Annotated in this window: 13 protein-coding genes and 1 pseudogene; 3 read left to right on the plus strand and 11 right to left on the minus strand. The window is 53.6% G+C overall.

Annotated features, from left to right (window positions below; translation table 11 throughout):
* The first annotated feature begins 181 nt into the window (after positions 1-181).
* The 3 genes and pseudogenes from D3878_RS23420 to D3878_RS07010 form a co-directional block, all read left to right on the plus strand.
* Positions 182-766, plus strand: coding sequence for a hypothetical protein (locus D3878_RS23420; protein WP_147383899.1), 585 nt, complete (start codon positions 182-184; stop codon positions 764-766).
* On the plus strand, positions 759-1,373 hold the full coding sequence (locus tag D3878_RS07005; protein ID WP_119784812.1) for a nuclear transport factor 2 family protein: 615 nt from the start codon (positions 759-761) through the stop codon (positions 1,371-1,373). Before D3878_RS23420 ends, D3878_RS07005 begins: the two co-directional genes overlap by 8 nt.
* Before the next feature lie 12 nt (positions 1,374-1,385).
* A pseudogene (locus D3878_RS07010) lies at positions 1,386-1,559 on the plus strand (transposase domain-containing protein); the annotation flags it as partial.
* Here the strand turns inward: D3878_RS07010 and D3878_RS23425 are convergent.
* From D3878_RS23425 to D3878_RS24610, 11 genes are all read right to left on the minus strand, one after another.
* A complete protein-coding gene (locus D3878_RS23425) occupies positions 1,498-1,866 on the minus strand; it encodes a DUF4286 family protein (RefSeq protein ID WP_147383900.1) in 369 nt (122 codons plus the stop codon). The pseudogene D3878_RS07010 and the gene D3878_RS23425 sit on opposite strands and share 62 nt — an antisense overlap.
* 258 nt (positions 1,867-2,124) lie before the next feature.
* Positions 2,125-2,898 carry a 2-oxo acid dehydrogenase subunit E2 gene (locus D3878_RS07015; protein ID WP_119784813.1) on the minus strand — a complete coding sequence of 258 codons (774 nt, stop codon included), beginning with the start codon at positions 2,896-2,898 and terminating at the stop codon, positions 2,125-2,127.
* A gap of 21 nt (positions 2,899-2,919) precedes the next feature.
* Positions 2,920-3,150: a biotin/lipoyl-containing protein gene (locus D3878_RS07020; RefSeq protein ID WP_119784814.1), complete on the minus strand. Its 231-nt coding sequence runs from the start codon at positions 3,148-3,150 to the stop codon at positions 2,920-2,922.
* Between the two features lie 2 nt (positions 3,151-3,152).
* Positions 3,153-3,329: a hypothetical protein gene (locus D3878_RS23725; protein ID WP_158592203.1), complete on the minus strand. Its 177-nt coding sequence runs from the start codon at positions 3,327-3,329 to the stop codon at positions 3,153-3,155.
* Between the two features lie 93 nt (positions 3,330-3,422).
* Positions 3,423-5,072: an AMP-binding protein gene (locus D3878_RS07030; protein ID WP_119784816.1), complete on the minus strand. Its 1,650-nt coding sequence runs from the start codon at positions 5,070-5,072 to the stop codon at positions 3,423-3,425.
* Between the two features lie 18 nt (positions 5,073-5,090).
* Positions 5,091-5,891, minus strand: coding sequence for an acetoacetate decarboxylase family protein (locus D3878_RS07035; protein ID WP_119784817.1), 801 nt, complete (start codon positions 5,889-5,891; stop codon positions 5,091-5,093).
* Between the two features lie 261 nt (positions 5,892-6,152).
* Positions 6,153-8,594: an efflux RND transporter permease subunit gene (locus D3878_RS07040; RefSeq protein ID WP_119784818.1), complete on the minus strand. Its 2,442-nt coding sequence runs from the start codon at positions 8,592-8,594 to the stop codon at positions 6,153-6,155.
* 55 nt (positions 8,595-8,649) lie between these two features.
* A complete protein-coding gene (locus D3878_RS07045) occupies positions 8,650-9,735 on the minus strand; it encodes a WD40/YVTN/BNR-like repeat-containing protein (RefSeq protein WP_119784819.1) in 1,086 nt (361 codons plus the stop codon).
* Between the two features lie 79 nt (positions 9,736-9,814).
* The gene (locus tag D3878_RS07050; RefSeq protein ID WP_119784820.1) at positions 9,815-11,200 is read right to left on the minus strand and encodes a DUF1329 domain-containing protein; all 1,386 of its coding nucleotides are present in this window, start codon (positions 11,198-11,200) and stop codon (positions 9,815-9,817) included.
* Positions 11,201-11,231: 31 nt separating this feature from the next.
* A complete protein-coding gene (locus D3878_RS24605; protein WP_274381901.1) occupies positions 11,232-11,960 on the minus strand; it encodes a DUF1302 family protein in 729 nt (242 codons plus the stop codon).
* Positions 11,957-12,919 carry a DUF1302 domain-containing protein gene (locus tag D3878_RS24610; protein WP_119784822.1) on the minus strand — a complete coding sequence of 321 codons (963 nt, stop codon included), beginning with the start codon at positions 12,917-12,919 and terminating at the stop codon, positions 11,957-11,959. The genes D3878_RS24605 and D3878_RS24610 overlap by 4 nt, the downstream gene beginning before the upstream one ends.
* Positions 12,920-12,948: the final 29 nt, after the last annotated feature.

The following is a 12,948-nucleotide window of genomic DNA, read 5'->3' on the forward strand; positions in this document are numbered from 1 at the left end:
TCCGCTCAACCGTTGTCCCGCCTAGTTGAATGCGAAGTTGATTGCCAGCTTACGCAATTGGTCCTTTCGTACTTTTCCGGATGCCGTCCAAGTTTCACCTCTTTACCCTATGATTTAGCAGCAAACCTCATCGTCTACTGGAGGAATAGCCTGAAGGATAGAATTTGTCTAGCTGCTCGTCTTGATTTTGGGCGACAACAGTTCGCCACATGGCGACACCATCGGGTTTGAATCATTGAGGGTGAATAGAAAGTCTCTGCGTTACGGAACCAAGCGGACGGTCCGTATCTCGGTCGCTGCTCCGGCGGCACGGCCCACTCCGTCAGCGTTATCTCACCGCCACTGGTCCAAACCGCGTCTTCATGTGGTTCTGACCGAATATCAGCGATTCCAACAAATGGCGAATACGTCCGTTGCGTTGCGACAGATAATCCACTGCCTGCGACGCACCGGCAAAGGCGAGGCATTCATCAATATCATCATGCCGTCCGTGCACAGTGGATTAACTGTCGTCCCGCATCAATACTGCTTGATAGCGATCTTCCTACAATTCGCCATATTCTCTGTGGAGCCAATGATGGATCTTGCATTCACCAGCAACGATAAAGCTTTTCGTGAACAGGTACGGCTATTTCTCGAAGAAAATCTACCCAGCGATCTGGCGTGTCGAGCCATCATCCCGCAGACTGGAAAGCATGGCATGGCTTGCTGCATTAATAAGATTCCCCATCAAGTGGACAATATCGGGAGACTAATCAATGGCTGATAAAAGCGTTACACAACTTCAAACACTTCTCGACCGCCAAGCGATTGAGCACATTCTGACCACTTACCCCAGAGCGATTGATCGACTTGACCTCGATTTGCTAAAATCCTTATACCATCCGGACGCCCGGGACTCCCATGCCGTATTTGAAGGGACGGCATACGAATTTGCGGAACATATTATAGAGTTCTTGCGCGATATGTTCACTTCGACCATGCATCATGTCACGCACTCGAATATCGAGGTACACGGTGATATAGCGGCAGCAGAATCCTATTACGACGCCTACCACCTGCTTGAGGGCGATTTTGATAAGGTCGCCGGCTACTTCGGTTCCACCTACGCAGAACGATGCCGCAACGAGGGCACTATAGATGCCGGCCATGAGTTTCTTTGCGGTGGGCGCTATATTGATATTTTCACCAGGTGCCGGGGTGAATGGCGCATCGCCGAACGCGAGATTACTGTCGAATGGAAGCACTTCCGACCTGTAACGCGAGGTGATAGCGGATCTGGTATAGAAAGGGTCGTCGCTCCTGCAGGGCGGGACCTCGATGACGTTGCTTATCGCTTCTTTACTCGTGCCGGCAAAGCACGAATTGTTTGAAAGGGAGCTCGTCTAATGCTCACCTGTCGTGCCTGCGGGGTCGAGCCGTATACCTATCTGCGCCATGTGCTGGCCGAATTACCGCACCGCGCCGACGCCGCAGAGCTCAGTGATCTGCTGCCGTTCATCGAGACGTCTTCGTCGAGACCAAATCCGTCGTCGCCCCGCCTGCCACCTTGTCCGTGATTGCCGCAAATAGCGCGGTCGAAATCGTGTTCATGTCCAGCGCCGCATTCAGCGGCATTTCTGCCGTGCCGGAGCGGCGGAACAGCTCGGCCAAGGCCGCTTCCGGATCGTCAGTTTCCATCTCATAGATTGCAAGATAGCGCCCTGGAAGAGCACTCTCCGCCTGGGCCAGCTTGAATCGCTGTGCAGCGACAAAGCCGGGGACCTTGAGGACGTCGGCAAGGTGCTGGTTGGTGTACCAGGCGTTGTATTCCTCCTCCGTGCCAGGCTGAGGATTGCTCCAAACGACAAAATTGAATTTTTTCACACTGTCACCCTTCTTTTATTAGCGCCGGATTCATATGCGGCCGGTTGAGTTGGTCCCGGCCAATATCCTGCGGCAACTCACTGATTGTTAACGGCTTTTAATGCTCCGGCCCTGTATAGTTACGGGCCCCCTGCTCTCGAATTTCCCAATAAGCGTGAAACGGACATTTTTGCACTTCCGGGTCAGTAAAGCTGATGCTTTGTGACGGCATCATTTTTGTCTCCGAAAAATCGAACTGAAGTATGCATCGTTTCCGAATCACCGGGCCCCGACCTCATCTTGAGTCCCAAGCCTGAGCAATTCGCTTCCCAAACCCAAGCAGAAGCGTGCCGCATCCGCGCCATTGATTACACGATGGTCATAACTAAGGGAAACTGGCAGCATCAGGCGCCACTCGATCGCACCATCATCGCTGCGACGCGGCTTCCACTGTGCCCGCGTTACGCCCAGAATCGCCACCTCCGGCGCATTGACGATAGGAGTGAACGCGGTGCCACCAATGTGACCGAGCGAACTGATGGTCATGCATCCTCCAACCATCTCTTTCATCGCAAGACCCTTTGCTTTCGCCTTGGCAGAAATGGCCGTTAGCTCGTCAGCCAACTGGCTTATACTTTTTCGCTCACAGTCGCGTAGCACGGCGACCAACAGTCCCGCCGGCGTGTCTATCGCCACCCCGATATGAAAATATTTTTTCAACACCAGATTACGGCCGGTGGCATCAAGCGAGGCGTTAAATTTCGGAAATTTCACCAGTAGCATCGCCACGGCTTTTGCAACAAACGGCAGCAAAGTGAGTTTGGTTCCGAATTCCGAGCCGAGGCGCTTGCGCAACGCTTCCAGTTCAGTAATATCCAGCTCATCGTGATGGGTCACGTGAGGAATCGCGACACTATTGCGCGAAAGATATCCAGCGGTGAGCGCCTGTATGCGTGACAGCGGCATAATCTCGACTTCGCCAAACTCCGCAAAGTCCACAACAGGCCACGGCGGCAAATCCAGCCTGAAAGAAGTAGAAGTGATGTCGTTCATGGATATATCCTGTCCAGGGCCTCAGACAATCTCACCGAGCACGTCACCGATCTTGTATACTTCGCCAGCCTTGGCAATAATCCTTAAGGTGCCGGATGCCGGCGATTCGACTTCCTGGACCGACTTGTCGCTTTCCAGCGCATAGAGCGCCTGCCCTTCCTTCACTTCGGCGCCATCTTCGCACATCCATTCGGCAAGGGTGCCTTCTTCCATGGCAAAGCCAATCCTGGGAAAGAGTACTTGAGTCGTCATATTTAACCTTCATGAATTGAAATAATCTTCAGCACAAGAGCCCCTACGGCACTCCGCTCGAATTGAATTGACTTGACGCAAACAGAATACTTCGCGGCCTGAAAATGGTCTTGATAATAGACGACAAGAACATGGCATCTGGCGATGATGGAGCCGGTCACCGGCTTTGCTGCTTCCATGATCTTGATCTTGCAGTCGGATACCGCCTTGCGCCGTTCCACCGCCGGCACAGTCAGCCCTACGATTGCCCGGCATGTTCTAGCGTCGCTCAGTCAGTTGAATGCAAAATTAATTGCCATCTTGCGCAACTGGTCCTTGCGAACTTTTCCGGAGGGCGTTTTGGGTAACTCGTCGATGAGCTGGACATGCTCGGGCGTTTTCTGGCGCGCCAGGCCTGCCGCCTGCATCATGCCGCTGACTTCCGCAAGGTCAAGGCTTTCACCTGGCTTGACCACAACGAAGGCGCAAATCGCTTCGCCAGTTTTTTTACTTGGCATGGCTACGACGGCAGCATCGATCACCTTGGCGGAACGGAACAACACGTCTTCAATTTCTTTTGCGCTGATATTTTCTCCGGATCGGATGATCAGATCCTTCTTGCGCCCAGTGCAAAGAATGCGGCCCTGTTCGACAATCCGGACCAGATCGCCCATCCTGAAAAATCCATCCTCGTCGTAGGCGCCTTCATTGTCCTCGGCCCTTGCGTATCCGAGCGCCATGCTCGGCTCGCGAGCAAGGATTTCCCCCTCCTCACCCTCCGGAACCGGGAGGCCGGTTACAAGGTCGACGACTTTCACCTCGGCACGGTACGGCAGACCGTCTGTTTCCGCTCCGAACCTGATATCGGCCCGGGAAGCCGGGCATTGTGTCATGGTGGGGACTTCCGTTGCACCGAAATTTCGCCAGGGAATGCAGTTTGGAAACAATTCAGCCGCTTCGTAAATCAGGCTGGGAGACACTGCGGCGCCACCGCACAGGTAATAGCGCAATGCATCGAGCCGCTCGTTCTGCTCACGGGCAACCATCACTATATCCTGCAGAAATGCCGTTGCGCCCAGCATAAACGAGCAGCGGTGCCGCTTTAGCAACTCCAGCGCTCGGCGCGGCTCCCAAATGTCTATCATCACTGCCGGTACGTTGCCATACCACGGCATGTTCAGGAGCCATAAGTAACCGGTGACATGGGTGAGCGGCGACGGGCAGAAGGTAAGATCCTTATCGGTCATCCGCATCACCGGTTGCATCTTCACGCAATCGGCCAGGATGCTGTTATGAGAGTGAAGCACACCTTTTGGCCGTCCGGTGGTGCCAGAGGTGTACATCAATAACCTGACGGCGTTTGGATCGACCGCAAGCGGCGCGACCAAGGGCTGGGCAATATCAAGAACCGCATCGAACGATTCGAACTCACACGCAGCGCCACGCACTACCACGACACGCGGAGGATTAGCCAGCAGCGGAAGGATCCGGCGCATCATCGCGGCGTAGTCGAACTTACGAAACACTTCGGGGATGAAAATCACATGGCTTTTAGACTCACCGAGCATATAGCCAACCTCGGCATCCCGATTAATGGGCACGATCGGATTGACCACGACACCGATCATGGAAGCAGCCAGGTCGATGACGGCCGCTTCCCACCAATTCGGCAACTGAAAGGAAATTACATTGCCTTCCTTGAGGCCGATATCCCGCATCCATCCGGCAAGACGCTGCGCCTTGCCATACAGTTCAGCCGCAGTGAGTGCGCGATCGCCATCGATTAATAGCACCCGGTCCGGCTGTTTCTCGACCCTGCTTTCCGCCAGTTGCGCTATCGTGCGGTTTACCCAGTCGCCATCGCGTGCCGCGCGCTCAGCCAGCGCGGCGTTCCAGCGCACCAGCCAGCCGCCGACGTCCCGTCGATACTCGATTCCACTCATCAATATCCCCTACGAATCTTACTTGTTATCACGTGATTGCACGTCCAGCCTTCTCGTGGCCATTCGATCAATAACGGCGCTCCCCTCCCCGACAAATGCAGGGCGATACTGTTTGATCGGCAGTGCGTCGAGCGCCGCCATAACCCTTGCAGAAAGTGGCGCAGTGCGCTGATCTGGCTTGAAAATCTGCAGGCGGCCTTCCCCGGTCCATGCCTTGTCATAGTTCCAGCGCATGACGTTTAGCGTCGGATAGTCCACATCCGGGACTGCTTCATTGTTCGGAATATATTTCCAGCCGAAGGTATTGACCTCGGAAGCGTTGCGTTGCACGCGCGCGAGCGTTTCATCCACCAGCGGACGCATGCCGCGCACCTCCCCTTGCAAAAGCAGCGCTCCGTATTCCGAACAGCCAAACCTCCTGCTGTCGCCTTCCCGCTGGATTGCCTCCATCTCGCCGGGAAGCTTGGCGAAGCCCATCAGTTCACGTCCACTGATTAGCGCGCCAACCTCCGAAACCCACATGACGGGCGCGAACCCCGCGGCAATCGGCTCGCCCATACCCCGATACACGGCGCGCACACTCACAACAACCTCGCTATAGCTACGCCCTCCGAGATAATCCACCTCCTGGTACTCGATCCTTGACACAGTTATGAGAGGCAGGTCCCCCAGCTCGAAATGGCGCGGCAACAGCTTTGCTGCAGCATCCCTGGTGGTCTCAAAGACAATCGACACCACTTCTGCATGAGGAATATGGCTTTCGTCTGGAATATTGCTTGGCCCAAAAACAGCGGGCATGTAAAAACGCGTCGGATTCATAGGTCTGGCAGCATCAAATTTGAAGAAAATCGCTTTACTAAAAAACTGTAGCCAATCTTAGGGCGTGAGGCGCAAAGCGTCTTGATGCGAGGAGACAGATTGGGGGCTGTGGGCGACGATAATCCATGCTAACCACCAGCAGGTCCCTCACACTGACAGGAGTACCTGGCGCAACATGAACTTGCCTGATCATGCCATGCCGATCTTCCCAGTAAGGTGTTGGCCATTGCCGCCTCTCTCGCTCGCTGCGGAGATCGCCAATCAAGCGACACGTGCCAAATTGTCGGTCACACTCTCGCTGGGAGATACCGTGGCATCCTGGCTCCCGACCGCCTTGACATCGCGCAGCAGAAAATAGGACAAGGCGGGTATCCCGATCAGCGCGCCAATCATATTCCAGAGGAACATAAATGCGAGCAGGATCCCCATATCCGCCTGAAACTTGATGGGTGACCAAGCCCATGTGATCACGCCCACCGCCAGGGTAATCCCGACCAATACAACGACCTTACCGGTAAAGGCAACCGCTATGCGATAGGCTTCCTTGAGTGGCACACCGGCACGTTGCTGGGCCAACTGCGTGCTTAGCAGGTACAAAGCGTAATCCACGCCGATACCGACGCCAAGTGCGATCACAGGCAAGGTCGCGGTTTTCACGCCAATACCCAGGAAAACCATCAGCGCTTCGCAAAGTATCGACGTGAGTGCCAATGGCACAATCGCTACCACTGTTGCACGCCAGCTTCGGAACGCAATAAGGCACAAGATACTGACCGCGCCATACACAAGGTAGAGCATGGTGCGGCTGGATCGTTCTACTGTAATGTTTGTGGCTGCCTGGATTCCCGCCGATCCCGCGGCCAAAAGAAACTGGTAGTCATTCGTGCTGTGGGCATCGGCGAATTCTTTCGCGACCTTCACTGTTTGCGCCAGCGTTTCGGCCTTATGATCGGAAAGATAGGCTGTAATCGTACCAACCGACCAATCGCCATTAATGACCTCGTTGTGGTCTCCATAGATTGTGGCCATGGCGTTTGCATTCACCGAAGGATCGCGGTTGATCGATAGCCATTTGGGGGAATTCTCGTTTCCTCCAGCCGTAGCAAAGCGCAGATAGCCAGCTGCAGATAGCACTGTTTGTACAAACGGGAGTTCCCGCAATTTCATCGCGAGCCGGTCTTGCTCAATCAATGCCTGGTAGCCGGCGACGCCCTGGGGCGGTGTCTTTACGATGACCACAAATTGATCGCTTGAAAGCCCGTAATTTTCACCGATATAGGCAACATCTCGGTTGTATCTCGACTCTGCCCTAAGCTCAGGCGCACCCGGCTCCAGGTCGCCAATTTTCAGGTCGAGACTGACGAAATATGCTCCCAGCCCAAGGACTGCTGCGATAACAACAGTGCCCGTTGCAACGCGACGTTCAGTAAAGCGATCAAGAAAGTCAAATACGAAATTTGCCGATTTTGTCTCGCCATGCAGTGTGCGCTTTGCGGCATTCTGACTCACGCCGCAATACGAGAGAAGCACCGGCAACAGAACCAAATTGGTAAACACCAGTACCGCTACACCAATGCTAGCCGCCATCGCGATGTCCTGAATGACTGGAATATCAATCACCATCAGGACTGCAAAACCCACTGCATCGGCCAACAATGCGGTCAGACCGGCCATGAATAAACGGCGGAATGTATAACGGGCAGCAACGTACTTGTGAGTACCTCTCCCGATATCTTGCATGATGCCGTTCATTTTCTGTGCACCATGCGAAACGCCGATGGCAAATACCAGGAACGGCACTAATATGGAATATGGATCGACTGAAAGTCCAAGCAGCCGTACAATGCCTAGTTGCCACGCCGCTGCTGCAATAGAACAAATTAGGACAAGAACCGTGCTTCTTATGCAGCGCGTATAAATATAAATCGCAATTCCGGCCAGCAGCGCAGCGATCCCGAAATAGGTGATGACCTGCTCCAATCCATCGATCAGATCGCCAACCAGCTTTCCAAAACCGACAATATGGACTTTGATTGAATCCGATTCCTTGGCGCGCACGATTGACTCAAGCTGGTGCGAGAGTTGCTTGTAGTCCAGCGCCTTGCCGGTGTTTGGATCGATGTCGAGCAGCGGTACGATGATGAGACTTGAGCGCTGGTTGTTGGACACGATACTGCCAACGATACCAGCGCGAGCGATGTTATCTTTGAGCAGAGCGATTTTGCTATCCGAACCGTCGTAATCCGTTGGCATCACGGGCCCACCGCGAAATCCTCCTTCTGTTACCTCGGTCCATCTGACGGAGGGTGTCCAGATGGACTTCATGAAAGCCCGGTCCACGCCAGGCATCAGGAACGTGGCATCATTGATTTCTTGCAGAACCTTTAAATAGGCCGGGTCGTAAATGTCGCCACCAACATTTTGCACATCTATCTGAATTGCGTTTCCCTGAGCACGCAGCGATTCTTTGTTAGCCAGGTAATTTCGAATGAATTCCTGCGACTGCGGAAGCATCTTCTCAAAGCTGGCATTGATTTCCAGCTTGCTTGCTTCATATCCGAAGAACATCGTCAAAAGCAAACTGATTATGCAAATCAGTAAGCGATTATTGAAGATGAGGCGCTCGATGCGATTTCCTGAACGCGCATCAAAGTCATCGCGATTGCTGATGACGGGTGCCTCAATTTGCTCAAACGCTGCCATAGTGGTCAATCCTAATGAAATGTTCTATCCCTAGCCCGCTACCAGGGCTGCTTTATTACTTGCTTTGCACCTGAATTCCACCGTAGCCCGCCACGACTACGCTATCCGTCCCACTGATGGCTACTGCGGCAAGCATCGAGAGATTTGGGATGGGGTGCGCCTGGAATGTTTTCCATTGGCTATCGCCGATAAATAGCTGGCCACGTTCCGAAACAAGGATCGGGAGGCCAGAGCCAGTGACAGTTCCGGCGGTAAGCGTTGCTCGTGTACCGATGTTGGCAGGCTCCCATGTCAACCCGCGATTGGCGCTGCGGTAGACCGTGCCAGCGAGGCCAAATGCAAGCAGCTTATCCTGGGACCCGGTCAGGCCAAAGAAACTTCCGTTGTAACCAGTCGCAATGGATTTGAACACCATGCTCGACCGGTCCAGTTTCCATACCATGCCACGTTCCCCGACCATGTAGAGATCCGTTCCTACTTGCTGGATATCGTTTAAGTTCAGGAAATCATTGTTTTCGACATGTTCCAGCCATGGCCGCCACATCTTGCCGCCATCCTCGGTCGCCACGATCATACCGAATGAGCCCACGGCGTAGCCGATTTTTTCATTGGCGAAATGGACGGCCAGATACGGGAGCGCCGCACCGTTTTGCGCGTTAAGCGTAACCTGATCGAGGAAAGCTTTTTTTCCCTCATTTCCTGCCTCAACCTGTTTCCGGTAGTAGTCCGGAAACAGGGTGGCAGCCTGATTCCCATCGAACTGCTTTACCCAGGTTTCTCCCGCATCACTGGTGGCGATAATGACGCCATCGTGGCCGACCGCCCAACCATTGCGGTCATTAGGAAACGTCACCGCGGTCAGATCGGACTGGACTGGCACCTTCGCCTGACGCCAGATTTTCCCGCCATCGTCCGACAGTGCGATCAAGCCTCGCAGTCCAACGGCAACGATTTTTTTGTTTACTGTGGCAAGCGCCAGAATGGGCTGCTTCGAGATTTTCAATGCACCCGCCACTGGCGTTGCCGCCATGGACAAGGGATCCTGAAATGCCCTCCCTGACTCCGCTTTCGCGCCAGGAGCAATCAGGACACACGCAGAAAAAGCCAAAAGCAGCGTGAGATAAAGTTTGGAGATCCGCATAAAGACACCATTGCCTTGAAAATTTTTGAAGCGGCACCCGCCCTGCCCGGGCAGGCGCCGTTACCTGGAAAAAATGACGCTAGCGAATGCCTCTGGCAGACATCGCTTCAGGTGTCATGGATTGCAAGTTGGATTTCAAGCCGGCTGGAGTGGCGTCCACTTTGAAGTAATCACCCGGGCGACTGAACAAGTTACCGTTAAAATACGTCCCCTTGCTCTGGTCATAAAACTGCATCGACGTCCAGACTGTTTGGTGGTCCCATACTGGCATCAAGGGGAAATAAGCGATACGATATAGTTTCCCCGCCTGATCATAGGCGTCAGCAGCGAGGGTTGCCCACGAATCTTCGTCGATGTACATAGTACGGCGCGCGAAAACATGGCGTTGGCCCTCCTTGAGGGTTTGTTCAACGACCCAAACTCGATGCAACTCCCAGCGCGTCAAGTCCGGATTGACAAAATCTTTGCTGGCAGTCAGTTTATCGGTGGGCGCAAACATTAAACGGTTGGCGTTGTATGGAACATAAATTTCCTTCTTCCCTACCAACTTCCAGTTAAAACGATCGGGCTTTCCCTTGAATCCGAAAAGCTCATCGAAATTGACAGCGCCGCCATATGACGATATCGGGGTATCGTAGGAGAATTCAGGCGCGATACGGGTACGACGTTGCCCCGGCGAATAGCTCCACGTCGAGTCAGGCGTCGAACCGAAATCCGTTGAGTAAAACTGCAGAATTTTTATTCCTACCGATGCCGGCGGTCCAACATATTCAGAAACGTCTTTCTGGCCAAAAGCATCAACCATCTTGTCGGTTTCCGGGTTCTGATACGGCCTCACCACGGTGACCTCGGTATGTCCTGAATCAGTTGCCCGCCCACTGGCATCAACCATAAAAGCACTGGCACGAAACTTCGCGTTATACCCCGCAGTCTGCCTGAGCTGATGGTTCCATTGCGCCTCCAACCCATTCTTTGGAATGGGAAAAGGAACACAGCCATAGGCGTCAGTGAAGCCGTTTCCGTCTGCCGTCAGCTTCGCGTTGGCCGCATTTTTTTTGCAATAGCTCAATGACTTCTCGCGCCACGCCACCGAGCGATGCGTCTTATAGATATCCATCCTGTAATCAGGATACTTCTTGAGAAGTTGAATCGAACCTGCCGTAAGCTTGTCCTTGTATTTTTCTATGTCGGCGGCCTTGATTGTGAATACAGGCTTTTCGTCGTCGAACGGGTTTCGCTCATACCGGCCGGATCCTTTTACCCAACCCGGCACAGTGGTATCCGCAGGCAGCCCCCCAGTGTACGCAGGTATCGTGCCTTCGGCGTTACCAGTTCTTTCCGCTCCAGACAGGGTCAAACTCTTGCCCAGCTTATCGATTTCTTCCGGCGTGGCCGCGGCCAGGGCCACATGGCTCACTGCAAGCAAGGCTGCCAGTGTCGTACTCGTCTTAATAAATGATTTCACGTTCGTCTCCTTTTGCGCTTTAAAATAGTCGTCAGAATGCTGTAGAGAAGGTCAAGGACACCCAATTTCTATCGTTTAAGAAACTTAAGCCATTGCCAGCGGTGTAAAAGTTGCCAGCGGGACCGGAGGTCAGACCGCCAGAATGGTGTCCATGAAAGCCGTTGTACTGCAGAGTAACGTGATATTTCTGCTGAACCAGAGCGTGCAAGCCCAGGGTATAGAGAAGGCTGCCTTGATTGTTGCCCCCGGCAGCAGTCGCCGAATTTCCGTATAAGCCATACTGCGCATACATAGGCATATCAAGATCTACGCCCGGCATGACCTGCAACCACTGCGGCGCCACATAGAGAGCGATCGAAGCCGAATCGTCGGTTGCACAGCCAGTCCACTTATCACCGCCAGGACAAGCAGCCGCGTTGTTAACCCCGGCATACATTTCCGCTTTACTGCGCGTTTTCAGCCTTTTCGTATAAGCGAGTTCTGCGATTGCAAATCCGGCGTCGTAGAAGGAAGTCGGCGTCAGCCCTTTCTGCACATTGGCGATCAGGTGCAACGTGTCTCCTCGGGCGCCTTCCCTGCCGGCCAAGTCGCCTGCAACCGGCCCGGTTGAACTAGCAAGCGCGGTATTTCGGCGATACGATGCTTCGAAGCCAGTGCTGAAGGGGCCAATCGCCGCGTCATAACTCAACCCCACCATTCTGACCTTGTCCGCATAAGCCAGGTGATAGTTGGTGTTTCCTGCAGCATCAAGCCCAATCAAAGGCGCCCAGGGCGCCGTCTCGGTGAATTGACGGACGTGAAATCCGAAATTCCCCCCCCGGGTACGGGCGTCCAGCCGAGCTTTACCCCGAAATCGCTCTTAAACCCGTCTTTCGGCTTAAGGTCCTCGGAGCGAGGCACCGCTCCAAACAAACGGTCCGGGCCATCGAACAGAAACCCGGCCGCTCCCATATAGGTGCCGCCTGTCGTATTTCGACTGGGTTCAAACTCGGCAAAATATTGGGCCGCCAGAGAGACTTTTTCCGTCAGTTGAGTCTGAAAGAGGATTTGGGCGCGGGGGATCGCCAGCTCTTTGGCTTGCGTTCCTGGCGAAGTGAGTGCCTTAATATTGTCAGCCGCATTTTGGCTATAGTTGATGCCCTGCGTGCCGAAAAATTGCGTGTTCCCCCAGAATTGCGTGACGCGACCGACTCGAATTGAACTCGGTTGATCATTGAGATCGAAATTAGCAAAAACGAAGGCATCCAGTAATTGTGCACCCTCTTTATAATATCGCCTCGTAAAGCTTGAATATTTTCCAGAGGAATAGGACCCTAAGGCGCTGTTCGCCGGGTTGTTCGCGACATTCTCATTGTTATACGCGAAGTCCTTCCACATCGAAGCGCTGAGCCGCGCCCCGAAATTTCGCTTAAACACTGCATCGAACTCAGTCAGATTGGCAATACGATTAGTGACGACATCTCCGGATTTTGGAAATTTATAGTCCGATTCGCTGAATACAGGGTTGTTACCAATTCCGGGATCGATACTTTTGGCACGAAAACCCAAGTTATAAGAAACTGTGTTATCCCAGCGGACTTGCCAATCCTCATTGGTATCAAACTGAAATGCGGCGGCATTTCCGGCGACACCGAAAATTCCGGCGATTGCGGCCGTCAGTGACACCGCATGACGCCGCCTCACACCAGCCCTTTGCAAGGTTTTTCTTTTTTCCGTCATCTCGCTCTCCTTTTTGGATTCACCAGGAA

It is taken from the genome of Noviherbaspirillum sedimenti, from assembly GCF_003590835.1.
GTDB classification, from domain to species: domain Bacteria; phylum Pseudomonadota; class Gammaproteobacteria; order Burkholderiales; family Burkholderiaceae_D; genus Paucimonas; species Paucimonas sedimenti.